This window comes from Holophaga foetida DSM 6591 (assembly GCF_000242615.2).
Taxonomy (GTDB): Bacteria; Acidobacteriota; Holophagae; order Holophagales; family Holophagaceae; genus Holophaga; species Holophaga foetida.
On the sequence record NZ_KI912268.1, the window covers coordinates 3,216,794 to 3,234,340 of the forward strand.

At 65.5% G+C, this 17,547-nt stretch carries 11 protein-coding genes; 6 read left to right on the plus strand and 5 right to left on the minus strand.

The genetic code is table 11. The annotated features are described in order from the left end of the window. Positions 1–1,728 carry a protein-disulfide reductase DsbD family protein gene (locus HOLFODRAFT_RS0214555; protein ID WP_005031862.1) on the minus strand — a complete coding sequence of 576 codons (1,728 nt, stop codon included), beginning with the start codon at positions 1,726–1,728 and terminating at the stop codon, positions 1–3. Between the two features lie 22 nt (positions 1,729–1,750). Between HOLFODRAFT_RS0214555 and HOLFODRAFT_RS0214560 the strand changes: the two genes are divergently transcribed. The 4 genes from HOLFODRAFT_RS0214560 (at position 1,751) to HOLFODRAFT_RS23410 (ending at position 7,121) form a co-directional block, all read left to right on the plus strand. Beyond that, a complete protein-coding gene (locus tag HOLFODRAFT_RS0214560) occupies positions 1,751–2,398 on the plus strand; it encodes an HD domain-containing protein (protein WP_005031860.1) in 648 nt (215 codons plus the stop codon). A 455-nt stretch (positions 2,399–2,853) separates the two neighbouring features. Then, positions 2,854–3,201: a 6-pyruvoyl trahydropterin synthase family protein gene (locus HOLFODRAFT_RS24910; RefSeq protein ID WP_052572573.1), complete on the plus strand. Its 348-nt coding sequence runs from the start codon at positions 2,854–2,856 to the stop codon at positions 3,199–3,201. After that, positions 3,198–4,445, plus strand: a complete 1,248-nt coding sequence (locus tag HOLFODRAFT_RS0214570; protein WP_005031855.1) for a polysaccharide deacetylase family protein — start codon at positions 3,198–3,200, stop codon at positions 4,443–4,445. The genes HOLFODRAFT_RS24910 and HOLFODRAFT_RS0214570 overlap by 4 nt, the downstream gene beginning before the upstream one ends. A gap of 36 nt (positions 4,446–4,481) precedes the next feature. Then, complete coding sequence (locus HOLFODRAFT_RS23410) at positions 4,482–7,121, plus strand: FtsK/SpoIIIE family DNA translocase (protein ID WP_005031853.1); 2,640 nt, start codon at positions 4,482–4,484, stop codon at positions 7,119–7,121. A gap of 84 nt (positions 7,122–7,205) precedes the next feature. Here the strand turns inward: HOLFODRAFT_RS23410 and HOLFODRAFT_RS0214580 are convergent, their stop codons facing one another. After that, positions 7,206–8,174, minus strand: a complete 969-nt coding sequence (locus HOLFODRAFT_RS0214580) for a hypothetical protein (protein WP_005031850.1) — start codon at positions 8,172–8,174, stop codon at positions 7,206–7,208. Positions 8,175–8,298: 124 nt separating this feature from the next. Here HOLFODRAFT_RS0214580 and gmhA point away from each other — a divergent pair, with 124 nt between their 5' ends. Further along, a complete protein-coding gene (gene gmhA, locus HOLFODRAFT_RS0214585; protein WP_005031847.1) occupies positions 8,299–8,862 on the plus strand; it encodes a D-sedoheptulose 7-phosphate isomerase in 564 nt (187 codons plus the stop codon). 112 nt (positions 8,863–8,974) lie between these two features. Here the strand turns inward: gmhA and HOLFODRAFT_RS0214590 are convergent, their stop codons facing one another. Beyond that, positions 8,975–10,222: a transcription antitermination factor NusB gene (locus tag HOLFODRAFT_RS0214590; protein WP_005031845.1), complete on the minus strand. Its 1,248-nt coding sequence runs from the start codon at positions 10,220–10,222 to the stop codon at positions 8,975–8,977. 477 nt (positions 10,223–10,699) lie between these two features. On the opposite strand from HOLFODRAFT_RS0214590, the gene HOLFODRAFT_RS0214595 reads away from it, so the two are divergent. Then, a complete protein-coding gene (locus HOLFODRAFT_RS0214595; RefSeq protein WP_052572575.1) occupies positions 10,700–14,230 on the plus strand; it encodes a pyruvate carboxylase in 3,531 nt (1,176 codons plus the stop codon). 136 nt (positions 14,231–14,366) lie between these two features. On the opposite strand, the gene HOLFODRAFT_RS23415 is transcribed toward HOLFODRAFT_RS0214595, so the two are convergent. Together HOLFODRAFT_RS23415 and HOLFODRAFT_RS21565 are read right to left on the minus strand one after the other, a co-directional pair. Beyond that, complete coding sequence (locus HOLFODRAFT_RS23415) at positions 14,367–14,981, minus strand: NUDIX hydrolase (RefSeq protein WP_005034382.1); 615 nt, start codon at positions 14,979–14,981, stop codon at positions 14,367–14,369. Next, positions 14,971–17,202 carry a RelA/SpoT family protein gene (locus HOLFODRAFT_RS21565; RefSeq protein WP_005034384.1) on the minus strand — a complete coding sequence of 744 codons (2,232 nt, stop codon included), beginning with the start codon at positions 17,200–17,202 and terminating at the stop codon, positions 14,971–14,973. The genes HOLFODRAFT_RS23415 and HOLFODRAFT_RS21565 overlap by 11 nt, the downstream gene beginning before the upstream one ends. Positions 17,203–17,547 lie beyond the last annotated feature (345 nt).

Below are 17,547 nucleotides of genomic sequence, written 5' to 3' on the forward strand. Positions count from 1 at the left end.
CTACCTGCTTTTCCCCTCTCCCGCCAGAAAGGCCAGCATGGCCTCGGGCCCCAGGAATCCCTCGGAACGTCGGAGTTCCCGGCCCTCGGAATCCAGGAGCAGGACGGTGGGGTAGCCCCGGATCCCGAGCCTGGGGGCCAGGTCCTTCCGTACCCGATCCGTATCGATGCGTACCGCCACCGCCTGATCCCGGATCCAGCCCGCCACCCTGGGGTCCGGCCAGGTCTTTTCATCCAGTTCTTTGCACTGGACGCACCACTCGGCGTAGATGTCCACCAGGATGAGCTTCTTTTCCGTCCTGGCGCGGGCCGTGGCCCCCTCCAGATCCTGCTCCATCCATAAGCCCGCTGCCGGGGCTCTGGTCTCGGATCCGGCGGGCAGGAGACGCAGGCCCAGGCTCTGCTCTACGGAACGGATTCCCAACAGGAGAGCCAGGGTCAGCGCCAGGATGCCCAGCCCCTTCTGGATTCCTGTCCACAGGTCCTCCGCGGATCTGAAGGCTCCAAACACGGTGGCGGCTGTCAGGAGGGTCAGGGCCCAGAGGGCATGGTTGGCCCAGGGAGGCAGCACGACCCTGAGATTCCACACGGCGAATCCCAGGATCACCAGGCCCATGAAGGCCTTGATGCGGGTCAGCCATTCTCCGCTACGGGGCAGGGCCGATGTGAAGCTGCCCGCTGCCACGAAGATGACTCCCATTCCGAGGGCAAAGACGAAGAGCTGGAGGGCTCCTAGCCATACCCGGCCCTGCTGGGCAACGCTCAGCAGGACCGTTCCCAGATAGGGGCTCACGCAGGGGGCGGCCAGGGGACCCAGGACCAGCCCCATGAGGAAGGCCCCCAGCCAGCCCCGCCGGGGGCCCCCTTGGATGCGTGACTGGATGGCTTCTGGCAGGCGGATCTCGAAGGCGCCGAAGAGGCTCAGGGCGAAAAGGGCAAAGAGGATGGAGACCGGGATCAGGAAGGCGGGCCGCTGGACGGCGGCCCCGAAGACGCCGCCGGTCCGGGCGGCCAGGACGCCAAGGAATGTGTAGGTCACCGCCATGCCGAGCACCAGCACCAGTGAGAGGGCGAAGCTCCGGAGCCTGCCGCCACCCTTGGCCCCGATGACGGCCATGGTGATGGGGATCATCGGATAGACGCAGGGGGTCAGGGAGGCCAGAAGACCGAATCCGAAGGCCAGCAGAAGGCCCCAGAGGATGCCCTGTCCGACCGGAGTGGAGGACTGGGGAGGCGGGGCGGGCACATCGGTTCCGGGAAGGGATTGTGGCTGGGCCTTCGGTTCGGAGGGCGGAGCCTGGATTTCCGCCCGGGCCACCGGGACATCCGAGGCTCTGATCCTCAAGGTGCGCTCCGTGGGCGTGAAGCAGACGCCCCCCTCGCCTTCGGTGCAGGGCTGGTAGGTGACCCTGATCTCGACCTCCCCCTTCAGGCCCTCGCCGTGGAGGGGGATGGCTACGGTGCCATGCCAGATCGGATCCCCCAGTTCATCCCGCCCGGTGGCTGGGGGGAGCTTGCCCACCCTGAGTTTTCCGGGGGTGCCTGGCTTGGGGACGACCTTCATGAAGGCCTTCTTCAGATGGGCGCCTTCGGGAACGCTCACCCGCAGGGCTCCTCCTTTGAAGACCACCGAGACATCCTTCTCGGGGTTGAAAGGCTGCGGGACCCCCGCCCCCAGAGGCAGCAGGGCCGTCAGTGCCAGGAAGAGCATCCATCGGAACACTCGCATCGGTTAACCTCGCAGGATGATGATGATATTCGATGCGCCTTCCCCCGACCCTCGCCTTCTGGAGCGTTTGGCACTGAGGGTCGCCCAGGAGCAGAGGGACGGGGCCCACGGGCTGGGGCACGTCCTCCGCGTCACTCACATCTCCTTCCAGCTGGCCCGGGAGGAGGGGGCCCTGGAGCTCGTCTGCGGCACCGCGGCCCTCCTCCATGACCTGGTCTACCTCCCCAAGAACCACCCCGATTCCCCCCGCACGGCGGAGCTTTCGGCCCTGGAGGCCAGGGACTGGTGCCGGGATTATGCCGAGCTGGCCCCCCATGCCGAAGCCGTGGCCGAGGCCGTGGAAACCCACAGCTTCTCAGGCGGCAAGGCGCCCCGGAGCCTGGAGGGCGCCGTGCTCCAGGATGCGGATCGCCTTGATGCCCTGGGGGCCATCGGCATCGCCCGGGTCTTCGCCACCGGTGGCTCCATGGGGGCCGGGATGTGGGACGAGGCGGACCCCTGGGGCCTGGAGCGGGAACTGGACGACAAACGCTACAGCCTTGACCACTTCGAGAAGAAGCTCCTCAAGCTGGCCGGTGGGATGAACACCCAGGCGGGCCGACGCGAGGCGCAGCGCAGGCAGGAGCGGATGCTGGTGTTCCTGGAGGGACTACGGGAGGAGCTGGGATGACAGCGGCAAGCTGGACGCTTGCCCGATCTTCGCCCTGATCTGCTCGGCCACGTTGCGCCGTACCCCTTCAACAGCGGCTTTGTCAGGCGGTCTGGGGGTTGTACCCCAGTTGATTTGCGCTCCTGGATGATTGGCTATACCGCTTGTTGGCAAGCCTTATCCCCTGAATCCCCTTCATCCTGGCTAATCCTCTTCTTTTTGTTTTTTTAGCCAGGATGAATGGGATGAACAGGATGGCAAACAATAGGCGTTTGTCAGCCCATGAGCAGTCGGAGGGGGTGGTCTGCGCCTGCCATTTTCTTGCCGTGAGGTGCGTAGCTCCGCGCAGGTGTCTCTGCGGCCAACATGCCCTTCTCCTCGGAAGAACCGCGATCCGTGGCTTTCGAGTTGAACGGCCGCCAACCGGGACTACTTTTTGGATTCTGTCCGCAGGGCTTCCTCTATACACTGGCCCCGTGACCCACATCACTCTGACCCTCCAACGATCCTTCGTCTCAGACCACTTCCATGACCTTCCTGGCTTCGTCGAGCCCAGGCACGGTCATAACTGGACCGTGGAGGCGGAAGTGATGCTGGGGGACACGGCCTCCGAGTTCGATTTCGCCAGGGCCCTGGATGCCTGGGTTGCGGTCCTCGATTACACGCTGCTCAACGACCACGCATGGCTGAAGGGCAGGAACCCCACGGCGGAGCTGCTCGCCCAATGGGCCTTCGAGCATCTGGAAGCTTCCGGTTTTCGTCCGCGGCGGGTCCGGATCCGGGAGAAAGCCAACTACTGGGCCGCCTGCCTGGAGCGAGCATGAAGCTTCGCGCCGCCCTGATCGGCACTGTCCTCCTGCTCACCTTGGCCTGCGAGAAAAAGGCGCCTCCGCCACCGCCACCCCCTCCGGCGGCCCCGCCGGTGGAACTGGCACCTTGGTCCTATCACGTTCTGGGGGGCATCGTGGTGATCGAGGGCGAGGTGGACCGCCCCACGGATCTCTTCCTGGAGAGCGCCTTCGTCCACGACTCCCGTCACGTCGACTACGGGCCCGTGCGTTGGGAACGCTACCTTCCCCCCAAGGGGGAGGTCGTGGAACTCCGGGATGGGGAGGGCAAGGTCCTGGCCCGCTGGGATTTCAGCAAACCCTGGGTGCCGAAGCCCGCACCGCCCGCACCCAAACCCCAGCCCCCGGCCCCGAAGCCCGCACCACCCGCACCCAAACCCCAGCCCCCGGCCCCGAAGCCCGCGCCGCCCGCACCCAGGCCTCAGCTTCCGGCACCCCAGGCCTCCTCGGCAATCTGGCCGGGGAGTGGAGAATCCCTCAACTACATCCGCGGTCCCCGGGCTGGGCGGCGGGTGTGCATGACTTTTGACGGGGGTTCCTCGGCAGAGGTGGCACAGGATATCCTCAACGCCCTTCATGAACGGGGGATCCGAACGACCTTCTTCGTCACAGGCGCCTTCATTCGGCGGTACCCAGAACTGGTGCGACGGATGGCTCAGGGGGGCCATGAGATCGGCAACCATACCCTCAGCCATCCCCACCTGGCTCCGGGCATGAGGCGGGACCCGCGCTGGACTCGGGAACGATTCCAGGCCGAGCTCCTGGAGGCGGACCGTCTCTTCTACCACCTGGTGGGGCGTCCCATGGACCCTTACTGGCGAGCGCCCTATGGCGAGCAGACTCCCGAGATCCGGGGCTGGGCTGAGGAGCTGGGTTACCGGCATATCGGATGGAGCGAAGGGGCCGACACCCTGGATTGGGCCACCGTCAAGGAACGGAGGCTATACCGCTCGGGGAACGCCATCCTGGATCGCCTGGGCGAGCGCATGGAGCGGCGGGACGGGGAGGGGCTCATCGTCCTGATGCATCTTGGTTCGGCCCGCCCCGAGGTGGACCGTCCTGCCCGCATCCTGGGGCCATTCCTTGACAAGGCGCGTCTGGGCGGCTGGACCTTCACCACCATCGGGGCCTACATGCGGGATTCCGGCAAGCCCCTATGGGACTCCCAGCGGCGCATTCCGCTGATCGACGCGCTAGGGCCACGGACCGCTAAGCGGTAGAATCGAACCCAAGCCGCGTCGGTTCTAGGAGGTTGCGTGAAAGAGGGTATGGGCAGGCTGCTGCTCAGGGTTCTGGTGGGTGCCTTTGCGCTGGTACTGGTGCTGTCCCTGCTGAGCTTCCACCCCCGGGATCCCCTCGTTTTCTTCGCCCAGGGGCAGGTGGACCCGACGATCCACAACCTGTGCGGCAATCTCGGGGCCCATTTGGCGGGCCTGCTCCAGATCATTGCTGGCGTCGGTTCCTGGCTCGTTCCCTTCTATATCCTCTGGGAGTGCATCCCTCAGGAAGGACCTCGCTGGCATCGTCGGCTGGCGTGGGCGGCCCTGGCCTTCGCCGTTTGGACTGCCCTGGGAGCCTTCGGCACCCGGAACATGGGCTCCGAGAATGGTCTCCCTGCCATCCCCCTGCGCTGGGGCGGGTGGATTGGCAACGTGTGCTGGCCCTCCATGCACAAGGGACTTGGTCCGGCCGGGCTCCCCATCGTTCTGGCTGTGCTGATCCTGTTCAGCTGCCTCATCATTGCCCCCGGTCTGACCCAGGCTTTCGGGAAGCTCATGGTGCACTGGTTCGGCCAGAAGGCTTGGCCCTGGTTCAAGCCGCTGCCTGCCAAGGGAGCCCAGGGCTTTCTCGGGATGGTGCGGCGTCCCTTCCTGGGGCGGAAGGAGAAGGCCTCCCTGCCCGTAAAGGAAATCGAGGCCTCGGACTTCAGTGAGTTGTCCCCGGCGGAAGATCCCATCGCCGCCCTGGAGCGGGCTGAGCGGGAGGCCTTGGATTACCGGAAATCCGGTCGCCAGATCCCCCCGGAAGTGGGGCTTCCCATCATCCACTCGATGAACCTCGATTCCCGGCGCATGGATTCCTTGCCGATGGATCTGGAGCCCATCGAGGGGGTTCCCTGGAAGGAATCCTCTGAGAACCTGGACCTGACCTTGCCGCCGCCGGTTCTTCTGAGGGATCTTCCGCCACCGCCGCCCCCCAAGCCCATGGTGGTGGAGAGCAAGGTGGACGTGGACCGCTTTGGTCGCCGTACGGAGCAGCAAGCCCTTGGGCTGACGGAGCCGACACCCTCCAGGCCCTTGCCTCCCATGCCCTCGCCAGCTCTGCCTGAATCCCCGTCCTGGAAGCCCCAGCCTGAACATGAGCCACGCCGCAAGGCTGCATCCCAGGCCTTCGGTCCCGTGGATCGCCTGGAGCTGCCGCCCAGGCGTCTCTTTGACCCCCCCAAGGCCGGAGAGAAACTGGATCCGAGGATGCTGGAGGACACCCGGACCCTCATCCAGCAGAAACTCACGGAGTTCAAGGTCAAGGGGCAGGTGGTGGGGATGCAGCCCGGTCCAGTGGTGACGGTCTACGAGTTCGCCCCGGATCCCGGCGTACCCCTGGCCAAGGTCATGAACATGGAAGACGACTTGGCCCTGGCCCTCCAGGCCGAGGCCGTGCGCATCGACCGCATCCCCGGGCGCAACCTGGTAGGCATTGAGGTGCCCAATCCCAAGCGCGAAACCATCTGCTTCCGGGAGGTTCTGGACAGCCCTGCCTTCCGGGATCCCGATGCCAAGGACGGGGGCAGCCTCCTGACCCTGGCCCTGGGCAAGGACCTGGCGGGTCACCCCATCGTGGCCGATCTGGCCAAGATGCCCCATCTTCTGATTGGCGGTTCCACCGGCAGCGGCAAGTCCGTGGGCGTCAATGCCATGATCTGCTCCATCCTTCTGCGGGCCATGCCCCACGAGGCCAAACTGATCCTGGTGGACCCCAAGATGGTGGAACTGGGCATCTACGAAAACATCCCTCACCTCTGGGCTCCGGTGGTGACGGATATGAAGGAGGCGGGGCGGGTCCTCAAATGGGTGGTGGCCCAGATGGAGGATCGCTACCGCCGTCTGGCCCTGCTGGCGGTACGTAATCTGGAAGGCTTCAACCAGAAGATCTTCGAGGCCGGCGGCTCCATCGATCTCAGCGACCGCACCCCCAACCCCCGCTGGCCCGACCGACCCACCCTCCTGGAGCACCTCCCCTACGTGGTGGTGGTCATCGACGAACTGGCTGACCTCATGATGGTGGCCCGAAGTGAGGTGGAGGAGAGCATCGCCCGCATCGCCCAGAAGGCACGGGCCGTGGGCATCCATCTGATCCTGGCCACCCAGCGCCCCAGCGTGGATATCGTCACCGGTGTCATCAAGGCCAACCTCCCCAGCCGTCTCAGCTACCGCGTGAACACCAAGATCGACAGCCGCACCATCCTGGATTCCAGTGGTGGCGAACAACTTCTGGGCAAGGGCGATGCCCTCTTCCTGGCCCCGGGCACCTCCCGGCCCAGGCGCATCCACGCCCCCTTCCTCACGGAGGAGGAGACCTTGCGGCTGGTGGACTGGCTCAAGGAGCGGGGCAAGCCCGACTATAACCAGGCCCTCCTGAGCGCCATGGAGACGGACGAAGAGGCGGCAGGTGCCGAGGATGATGGTGGCGCCAGCAGCGGTGACGATATCTATGACCGTGCCGTGGCGGTGGTGAAACGGGAACGCAAAGCCAGTACCAGCCTCCTTCAGCGCAAACTCAACATCGGCTACGGCCGAGCCGCCCGCCTCATTGACCGCATGGAAGAAGAGGGACTGATCGGACCGGACCGGGGCGCCAGCAAGCCGAGAGAGGTGCTGGTCGGTGAGGAGATGTAGCCTCAGGACTCATTTAAGCAACCCCGCGCGGCGGGGTTGCTTAGTGGTGGAATTTCTTCTTTTGTTTGCGGATGCGCATCGGATTCAGGGCTTCGTCCCGCCCTGCCTCTGGGGCCGGGGGATTCCCCACTGGCTCCGGTCCTTGGCCGGGGCCATGCCCTGACTGTGGCATTCCATGCAGGATCGGAGATTCGGGTCCGAGTCCCTCCAGTAGACCTGCTGGGCGCCTCCGGTCTCGGAGCGTCTGGCTTCGGGCACCTGCCCCCAGTAGTAGGTCAAGGCTGGCTTGCCCCCCTTTACCTCCAGGGCACAGAGGGGGCCGGGCTCAAAGCCCGGGCGGCCCCAGCGGTCCTCTACGGTGCTCATGACAACCAGTGCGCCTTCTGGGAGGGCCTGGCCGCTCCGGTAGGCATCGGCCGCCTCTGGGCTTGCCCATACCCGGATCCATCGGTCTCCGTGGGGCTTGGATTTCACGGGACTTGTGTGGATGGGGATCAGGCGCTGGTAGTCCAGAACCCGGATCGGGGTCTTGGCCTCCGGATCCTCCCTGCGGAGCACGGGAGCGGGGGGTGGCGGGGCCGTCACCACCTTCCTGGGTGCCACTTCCGCCCTGCCGATGACGGTGCCGTAGTGGTGGGCAAGCAGGATGGCCACGGCCCACAGGATTCCGAAGGTGAAGGGCAGCAGTCCGAGGCTCTCGTGATCCTTGCGCTTCCTGAACATGGACATGAGGGTCACAATCCCCAGGACCAAACTGAGCGTCCCGAAGAACTGGTGATAGACCAGGGCGACAGTCGAGGTGGAGCGTCCGGCGGCTGTGACAAGCCCCTTCAGGGGGGAAAGGTTCGGAACGCAGGCATATCCGCTGATCATGGTCAGGATGAGCCCGAGGAAGCCCATGATGGCCAAATAGCGGCAGATGAGCCACCAGGGGCGGATGCCCCGCCCCATGCGCTGTGCGGCGATCAGCGGCAGGGGGAGGAAAATGGCCGCAGCTGTCGGGATATGCACGAAGAAGGTGTGCTGATTGGCTATCCATTCCGTCCAGGACATGGTGCGGCGTGTCTCCTGATGTGGGTGATCAAAATACTTTGACAGCCTTCCTCGGTATTGGGGTGAAATTCCTAGTAAGATCCCACGGCGATCGTGTCTGATCCAACTCACCAGGAGTCCCTTGATGCATTCTCTTCTGCTTGCCCATGTGCGTGCCTCTGTGAACCTGAAGCAGGAATTCTTTCCCGGGGTGATGGAGCGGATCGTCGCCCAGGGGAATGATATGGCCGAGCGCCTCAAGCGCGGTGGCAGGATCTTGGTCTGCGGCAACGGCGGGAGTGCCGCGGACGCCCAGCATTTCGCCGCGGAACTGAGCGGGCGATACGTCAAGGAGCGCCGGGCTCTGGCAGGCCTTGCCCTCACGACGGACACCTCGGCCCTGACGGCCATCGGGAATGACTATGGTTTCGATCTAGTCTTCTGCAGGCAGGTGGAGGCCCTGGGGCGTCCCGGGGATCTGCTGGTGGGCATCAGCACCAGCGGCAACAGCGCCAACATCATCCGGGCTGTGGAAGCGGCCAAGGAGCAGGGCATGAAGACCCTCGGCCTGCTCGGGAAGGACGGCGGATCCCTCAAGGACCTCGTGGACGAGGCGCTGGTGGTGCCCTCCATCGTCACCGCCCGGGTGCAGGAGATTCACCAGATGATCTACCACTTCTGGTGCGAGGTGATCGACACGCATTTCTGAGGGAAAGGATGGTTCACGCGGAGGCGCGGAGATGCGGAGGAAAAGCAGTCAACCCTGCTTCCTGCCGCTTTCCCTTCGCGTACTCCGCGTCTCCGCGTGACAACTCTTTCCTTCAGGCCTTCGTGAAGGCGAAGCCCTGGAACCCCTCGCCGGGCCATTCCAGCGGGTCCGGACGGAAGTGGGAGCCGGACTCCCATACCTGGGCGGAATGGATCTCCGGACGCCGGGCCAGCAGGGCCTTGGCTTGGGCTTCGCCCTCCTCGGGGAGCCAGGAGCAGACCGCATAGATGAGCAGACCGCCGGAGGCCAGGCGGGCCACGGCTTGATCCAGGAGGCGGGCCTGGATGGACTGGAGGCGTCCCAGATCCAGGGTGTGGCCCAGCCAGACCAGTTCCGGATGCTTCTGGATGGTGCCGCTGCCTGAGCAGGGGGCATCCAGGAGGATCAGATCGAAGGGGCGCCCCCCCTTGGCCATCCAGGCACCGGCCTCACCCACGGTCACCTGGGCGTTGATGCCGCGGGCCGCAAGGTTCTCCTCGAGGCGCTGGGCCCGACGGGGTTCCTGCTCCAGCGCAAAGAGGGCGGCCTTGGGAAAACGTCTGGCGAGGGCCGTGGTCTTGCCGCCGGGGGCGGCGCAGGCATCCAGGATCCGGGTCACCGGGGCCTCCCACCGGAAGTCCATGAGGGCCTGGGAACTGAGGTCCTGCACCATGCCCCGGCCCTCCTGGAGCCAGGTCCTCGGGAAGGGGGCGCCGGGAAGGATCCGGAGGGCCTCCGATGCCCGGGCATCCCGCTCCAGGCCTTCAGGCAGGGGGCCGGGTGTCAGGGGGCGGAACCAGGGGGAAGGGGGCGTCTGGAGACGGGTCCAGAGCTGCTCGCGTCCTTCAGGCTGCGGCAGGGCTCCCTTCAGGATCCTTTCCGCCCATGGGGTGCGGTCCAGGGCAGGGCTCAAGCCTTCCAGTTCGGCTCTCAGAGCTTCCCGGTCGCTGGAGGCCTTGCGGAGGATGGCGTTCACCAGCCCGCGATGGGGCGGAAAGCCCAACTCCCGGTTCGCCACCAGTTCCACGGCCTCGTTGACGGCGGCGTGGGTGCCCACCCCGGGCAGCCACGCCAGCTGGGCCAGTCCCTGGGCCAGGGCTACCTGGGAGCCAAGGGGGATGCCCCGTTCGGGATTCTTGAGCCGGGGGTTCAGGTAGGCCATGAGGCGGCCCCAGCGTCTCAGGCAGAGGCCGAGGATAGCCTGGGCCAGAGAGGCGTCTTCGTGGCTGAGATCCGCATCCCATGTGTCCGGTACGCGCTGTCCTTCTCCGAAGACCAGGTGGAGGGCGTGGGCGGAGGCTGAACGGCTGGGAGTGACCATAGTTTGAGCTTCGCACGGGTGACGATGGATAGGAATTCCCCTTGACGCGGAGAGAATATAAAAATATATTTCTTACATGTAGAATAAGGAATATCCCTGTGAGCCCTCTTCAAAGCTGTCGACCCCATCCCAAGCCGGTTTTCTGAACCTTCTTCCGAGCGATGGAGGGCCCCTGGGGCCCATGATGTATGGCGATGCGAGTTGGAATCGTGGGCGCACGCCCCTCCTGCTGCGGCGTTTCGGTGTGTCGCGACTGGCTCAGGTGATGGAATCGTTCGGATCCGTCTCGCACTGAGCGCATCCAGGCCTGCTGCGGAGATAAGTCCTGCCGATGGCCGAGGGGGAGGGGCCGTCATGGACATTCTCCGCCCGTCCAAAACGGGTAAGATTGAGCATGGACAGACCTCTGTCCCTGCCTGACGTGTATATCGCAATCCGAGGCGTCAGGTCCTTTGTCCATCCGTTCCCAGGTGACCCATGTCCAAAGCCAAGAAGTCCACCACGCAGCCCTCGGGGATTCGTCCAGTCAAGAAATTGATGGCGGCGAACCGTTCGGAGATCGCGGTGCGGATCATCCGGGCGGCGCACGAACTGAAGCTGAGGGCCGTGGGCATCTACGCCCAGGAGGACCGCTTCTGCATCCACCGTTACCGTGCGGACGAGTCGTACCAGGTGGGGGCGGGCAAGGCGCCGGTGGCGGCGTACCTGGATATCGAGAGCATCATCGGGGTGGCCAAGGAGAAGGGTGTGGACGCGGTCCACCCCGGCTACGGCTTCCTTTCAGAGAACGCGGACTTCGCGCGGGCCTGCGAGGAGGCGGGGCTGATCTTCGTGGGGCCCCGGCCCGAGCTGCTGGAGATGATGGGCGACAAGACCGCCGCCCGGGCCCTGGCCAAGCGGATCAGCGTACCCGTGCTGCCGGGCACCGAGGAGCCCGTGACGGACCGGCTTGAGGCCATGAAGATCGCCAGGTCGATCGGCTTCCCCCTGATCATCAAGGCGGCCTTCGGCGGCGGCGGGCGCGGCATGCGCGTGGTGCTGCGGGAGGAGGACCTGGAGTCGCTCCTGGACGAGGCCCAGGGCGAGGCGGGGCAGGCCTTCGGCAACCCGGCGGTCTTCCTGGAGAAGTACATCGGCCGGGCCAAGCACATCGAGGTGCAGATCCTGGGCGACAAGCACGGCAACGTGATCCACCTCCACGAGCGGGACTGCTCGGTGCAGCGGCGCCACCAGAAGGTGGTCGAGGTGGCCCCCAGCTTCGGCCTGCCCCCGGCGGTGGTGTCCGAGCTCTGCGAGGCCGCGGCCCGCATGGCCAAGGAGATCCGCTACGACAACGCAGGCACGGTGGAGTTCCTCTACGACCTGGACCGCCACGAGTGGTTCTTCATCGAGATGAACCCCCGGATCCAGGTGGAGCACACGGTCACGGAGGTCATCACGGGCCTGGACCTGGTGCGGGCCCAGATCCTCATCGCCCAGGGGTACGAGCTCCACAGCCCCGAGGTGGGGATGCCCCAGCAGGCGGAGGTGCCCCGCAACGGCTTCGCCATCCAGTGCCGCATCACCACGGAGGATCCGGAGAAGAAGTTCATCCCGGACTACGGCCGGATCTCGGTCTACCGCTCCCCCGGCGGCCTCGGGGTGCGCCTCGACGGCGGCATGGGCTTCGCGGGTTCCGTCATCACGCCCTTCTACGACTCCCTCCTGGCCAAGCTGGTGACCAGCGGGCAGACCTACGAGATGGCCCTGGCCCGCACGCGCCGGGCCCTGACGGAGTTCCGCATCCGGGGCGTCAAGACCAACATCCCCTTCCTGGAGAACGTGGTGGAGCACGCCATCTTCCGGAGCGGTGAGGCGACGACGACCCTGATCGACACGAGCCCCGAGCTCTTCGCCTTCAAGCCCCGCCGGGACCGGGCGACCAAGCTCCTGAACTACATGGGCAACGTGATCGTCAACGGGAACCCCCACACCAAGGGTTACAGCCCCGCCAAGGCCCTGGCCCCGGCCAAGGCCCCGGCCTACGACCACCGGATCACGCCCCCCGAGGGCACCCGCCAGAGGCTCCTGGCGCTGGGCGCCAAGGGCTTCGCGGAGTGGACGAAGGCGCAGAAGGGCCTCCTGATCACGGACACCACCCTGCGGGATGCTCATCAATCATTGATGGCGACCCGGGTGCGCAGCTTCGATATGCTCGCCGGGGCGGGTGCCGTGGCCCACCGGGCCCCCCAGCTCTACTCCCTGGAGATGTGGGGCGGGGCGACCTTCGATACCGCCATGCGCTTCCTGAACGAGGATCCCTGGGGCCGCCTGCGGGATCTGCGGGAGCGGATCCCCAACATCTGCTTCCAGATGCTCCTGCGCGGGGCCAACGCGGTGGGCTACACCAACTACCCGGACCACGTGGTGGCGGGCTTCGTGAAGCACGCGGCGGAGACGGGCATCGATATCTTCCGGATCTTCGACTCCCTGAACTACCTTCCGAACCTGCGGGTGTCCATGGAGGCGGTGCAGAAGACCCACGCGGTGTGCGAGGCGGCGATCTGCTACACCGGGGACATCCTGGACGAGAAGCGGGACAAGTATTCCCTGGCCTACTACGTGAAGCTGGCCAAGGAGCTGGAGAAGATGGGCGCCCACGTCCTGGCCATCAAGGACATGGCGGGGCTCTGCCGCCCCCACGCCGCCCACAAGCTGGTGAAAGCCCTGAAGGAGGAGATCGGTCTCCCGATCCACTTCCACACCCATGACACCAGCGGGGTGGCGGCGTCTTCCGTGCTGAAGGCCGCCGAGGCGGGCGTGGACATCGTGGACCTGGCCCTGGCATCGATGTCCGGGAGCACCTCCCAGCCCAACCTGAATTCCGTGGTGGCCTCGCTGCAGCACACGGATCGGGACACGGGCCTGGATCTGGAGGCCCTGAACGAGTTCTCGGACTACTGGGAGCAGGTGCGGGAGTTCTACAAGCCCTTCGACACGGCCCCCAAGACCGGTTCCGCCGAGGTCTACCTCCACGAGATGCCCGGCGGGCAGTACACCAACCTGAAGGAGCAGTCCGCCGCCATGGGGGTGGGCCACCGCTGGCCCGAGATCGCCCGGGCCTATGCCGAGGTGAACCAGCTCTTCGGGGACATCGTGAAGGTGACGCCCTCCTCCAAGGTGGTGGGGGACATGGCGCTGCTGCTCTTCAGCCGGGGGGTGAAGCCCGCGGATGTGGTGAACCTGGAGCCCGGATCCATGCCCTACCCCGAGAGTGTGATCGATATGCTCTCCGGCGGGCTGGGTTGGCCCGAGGGCGGCTGGCCGACGGACGTCTGGCAGGCGGTGCTGGGTCCCGAGAAGTTTGCCGAGGCCAGGGCGAAGTATGAGCGGGAGACCGCGCCCGGGAACCTGAAGGCCAAGGGGGCGCAGGTGGACGAGGCGGCCCTGGAGGAGCTGCGCCGGGAGCTGTCGGACAAGCTGCGCCGCGAGGCGACGGACGATGACCTCTTCTCATGGCTGATGTATCCCCAGGTGTTCTCGGACTTCGTGAAGCAGCAGCGGGAGTACGGGGAGGTGGCCAAGCTGCCGACGCCCGCCTTCTACTACGGCCTGAAGCCCGACGAGGAGATCACGGTCGAGATCGAGCCCGGCAAGACGCTGATCATCAAGCTGATCTCGGTGGGCGAGCCCGACAAGGATGGCAAGCGCTCCGTGAACTACGAGCTGAACGGAATGGCGCGCTCGGCGCAGATCCTGGACAAGGGGATCGCCCCCAAGACCGTGGCCCGGCCCAAGGCGGACCTGGAGGAGCCCAGCCACGTGGCAGCGCCCATCCCCGGCCTCATCGCCAGCCTCTCCACCTCCGTGGGGGCCAAGGTGAAGAAGGGGGACAAGCTCCTGATGATGGAGGCCATGAAGATGCAGACCACGGTCTACGCCCCCATGGACGGCGTCGTCGCAGAACTCCACGCCGCCGTGGGCGACAGCGTGGAAGCCAAGGACCTGCTGGTCAGGCTCAAGGGCTGAAAAAATACTTCCACCACGAAGACACGAAGGGCACGAAGAAAGGCAAAGAAAGAAAAGATGAATAATTAAAAGTTAATGCTTTTCAGCTTTTCTTTCTTTTGCTTTTCCTTTGAGTCTTAGTGCCTTAGTGTTGGAATTACTTCAGTAGCTCCAGCCACGCCTTCAGCACGCCCGCCGTCGCTCCCCACAGGGGGCCGGTCGGCAGTTCCAGGCGGGGCACCTTGAACCGCTCTCCCAGGAGTTCAAGCTCCTGAATGGTCCAGGGGGCCTCCAGCAGGCCCTGAAGGGGCAGCATCAGGGCTTCCTGGATCTCGGGGCCCGGGACCGGATGGGGATCGGGATCCTCCCAGCGGAAAAGGACAGGGGTGAAGCGGGTTCGCGCCTTGGCCACGCCATCCGGGAAACAGCCCAGTTCCCAGAGCCCCTCGGAGAGGCCCAGTTCCTCCGTCAGTTCGCGGCGGGCGGTGGCCGGAAGATCCCGGTCGAAGGGTTCCACCATGCCTCCTGGGAAGGCCAACTCCCCGGGGTGTTGAGGGGCTGTGTGACCTCGCCGGACCAGGAGCAGCTTGCGGGCGCCGGCGCTGTCACCCCACAGGACCACGGCCACGGCAGCACGGCGGTCCGATTCGGGATGCTGCTGGGTCAGGCGATGGGGATCGCCTCGTCGATTCGCCAGACGGAGGCTGGCCTCCACCCGCTCCCAGGGAATGGGGGGCGCCTCGGCGGGCGGCGTCCAGACCTCAGCGCACACTGCCGAAGATGGAGCCCCGGACCCGCTCCACGGTAAAGACCCCCCGGACCTTCCGGAGGGTGCTCATGATCTCGACGAAGTGGTTGCGGTCCCGCACCCTCAGGGCGATGTGGAAGACGCCCGTGCCGCCCTCGGCGCCCGCTGCTGTGAATCGCTGCATGTTGATGTTGGCCTTCTGTATGGCTTCGGAGATGGCGGCCACCATGCCAGGGCGGTCCTCTCCGGTGATGGCGATCTCGGTGTCGAAAACGCCCTTGCCAGGTTTTCCCCCCCAGGCCACGCTGACCCGGCGCTCGGGGTTCATGGAAGAGGAACTGAGGTGGGGACAGTTGACCCGGTGGATGCTGATGCCCCGACCCCGGGTCGTGTAGCCCACGATCTCATCGCCCCGGATGGGCTTGCAGCACTGGGCCAGCATGTAGAGGACGCCTACGTTGTCGTCCACCAGCACGGTATCGTTGGGGCTCAGGACGGTGGCCCGATCCTCCTTGGCCCGGACTGTCTCGGGGAGCAGCGGGTCGACGAGGCGCCGGATGGTGATCCGGTTGAAGCCTACGGCGGCATAAAAGGCCTCCCAGTTGGGGAACTTCAGCTCCTTGAGGCGTTCCTCCAGTCCGGCCTTCACCTCTGGATGGTCCAGGTGCAGGCTCAGGGCCTTGGCCTCTCGTTCCAGTCGTTCCCGTCCCATGGCAATGGCCTGGATGCGCTCCTGCTCACGGATGAAGGCCTGGATCTTGGATCGGGCGCCGGCGGACTTGACGAAGGAGAGCCAGTCCCGGCTGGGCTTGTGGTCGGCCCGGGTGCTGACCTCCACCCGGTCGCCGTTGTGCAGGGTGTGGCGCAGGGAGACCATGCGCCCGTTGACCTTGGCGCCGACGCAGCGGTGCCCTACCTCGGTGTGGATGTTGTAGGCGAAGTCCACGGGGGTGGACCCCTCGGGAAGGCTCCGTAGGTCCCCCTTGGGGGTGAAGACCTGGATACGGGAGAAGGAGAGCTCGCCCTTGAGGTTGGCTACCAGATCCCGGCTGTCCTTAGCGTCCTGGTGCAGCTCCACCATGCGGCGCAGGAAGGTGGCCTGATTGATCTCCTGTTTGTTGGCGATGCGTCCTTCCTTGTAGGTCCAGTGGGCGGCGATGCCGGCCTCGGCGTGCTGGTGCATCTCCTCGGTGCGGAACTGCACCTCGAAGCTGTCACCGCTGGGGGTGAGCACGGAGGTATGGATGCTCTGGTAGCCGTTGTCCTTGGGAAGGCTGATGTAGTCCTTGAATCGTCCGGGAATGGGTTTGTAGAGGGCGTGGACCAAGCCCATGGCGGTGTAGCAGGTGGCCCGGTCCGGGCAGATGATCCGGAAGGCCAGCCAGTCGTGGATATCATCCAGACCCTTCTCCTGGATGCCCATCTTCCGCCAGATCCCGTAGAGATGCTTGGCCCGGAAGAAGACGCGGGCCTTGATCCCCTGGGAATGGAGGGCGTCTTCCAGGGCGTGCTGGATGTCCTGGATGAGGCTGGCGCTCTTCTGGTGCTTGGCCTCGATGGCATCCTTCAGTTCGCGATACCGCTCCGGTTCGATGTAGGAGAAGGAGAGATCCTCCAGGTCGGCCCGTACGCTGCCCATGCCCAGACGATTCGCCAGGGGGGCGTAGAGTTCCATGGTCTCCCGGGCGATGCGGCGGCGCTTCTCCTCGCCCATGGAGTCGAGGGTCCGCATGTTGTGGATGCGGTCCGCCAGTTTCACCAGGAGCACCCGCACATCCTTGCCCATGGCCACCAGGAGCTTTCGGACGTTCTCTGCATTGAGGAGGGTGCGGTCCGTGAAGTCCAGCTTGGACATCTTGGTGAGGCCGTCCACGATGATGGCGATCTCCTCGCCGAACTGGGCCCGGACCTCCTCGATGGTCATCAGGGTGTCTTCGACCGTGTCGTGGAGAAGGGCGCAGGCGATGCTGACGGCATCCAGCCGCCAGTCCGCCAAGCTCTGAGCCACCGCCAGGGGGTGGAAGAAATACGGTTCGCCACTCTTCCGGCGCTGGCTGGCGTGGGCGCTCCGCCCCACCCGGTAGGCCCGGTCCAGAAGCGCCACATCCCCGTCAGGGTGGTGGGTGCGGAAGGTTTCGCGGACTTGCTGGTAGGCGCCGTCCAGGGTGTAGCAGAAGTCCCCAGCGCAGGCGATCCCGTCCCCCTCGCGGAGGATCAGGGGCTTGGTACTCGCAGCGTCCGGCATGGATTGTTGAACGAAGCCGCTCCGCGGCGGGGGTGGCGCCGTGTGGCGGGCCCGCGCAGTAAGAAAGCTAGCAATTCCATGTAAATGAAGGCTCCTTGGTCATCGCGATGTTGACGCATCGCCAGACGACTGTCAAGCGACATGAAAATTAACCCACCCGGCGACACGAATATTGACCCCCTTGTTGTATGAGCCCGTGGGGTGTCTGGAGCGTAGGCCGTAGGCCGAAGCGGAGGACACCCCACTGGGTGCGGCTCAGGTGGTGGCCGCTGGCACCGGGGCCGGGACGATCCCGGCTCGGCGCTTCTCCCGCAGGCGGTAACTCTCGCCTTTGATGGTGATGAT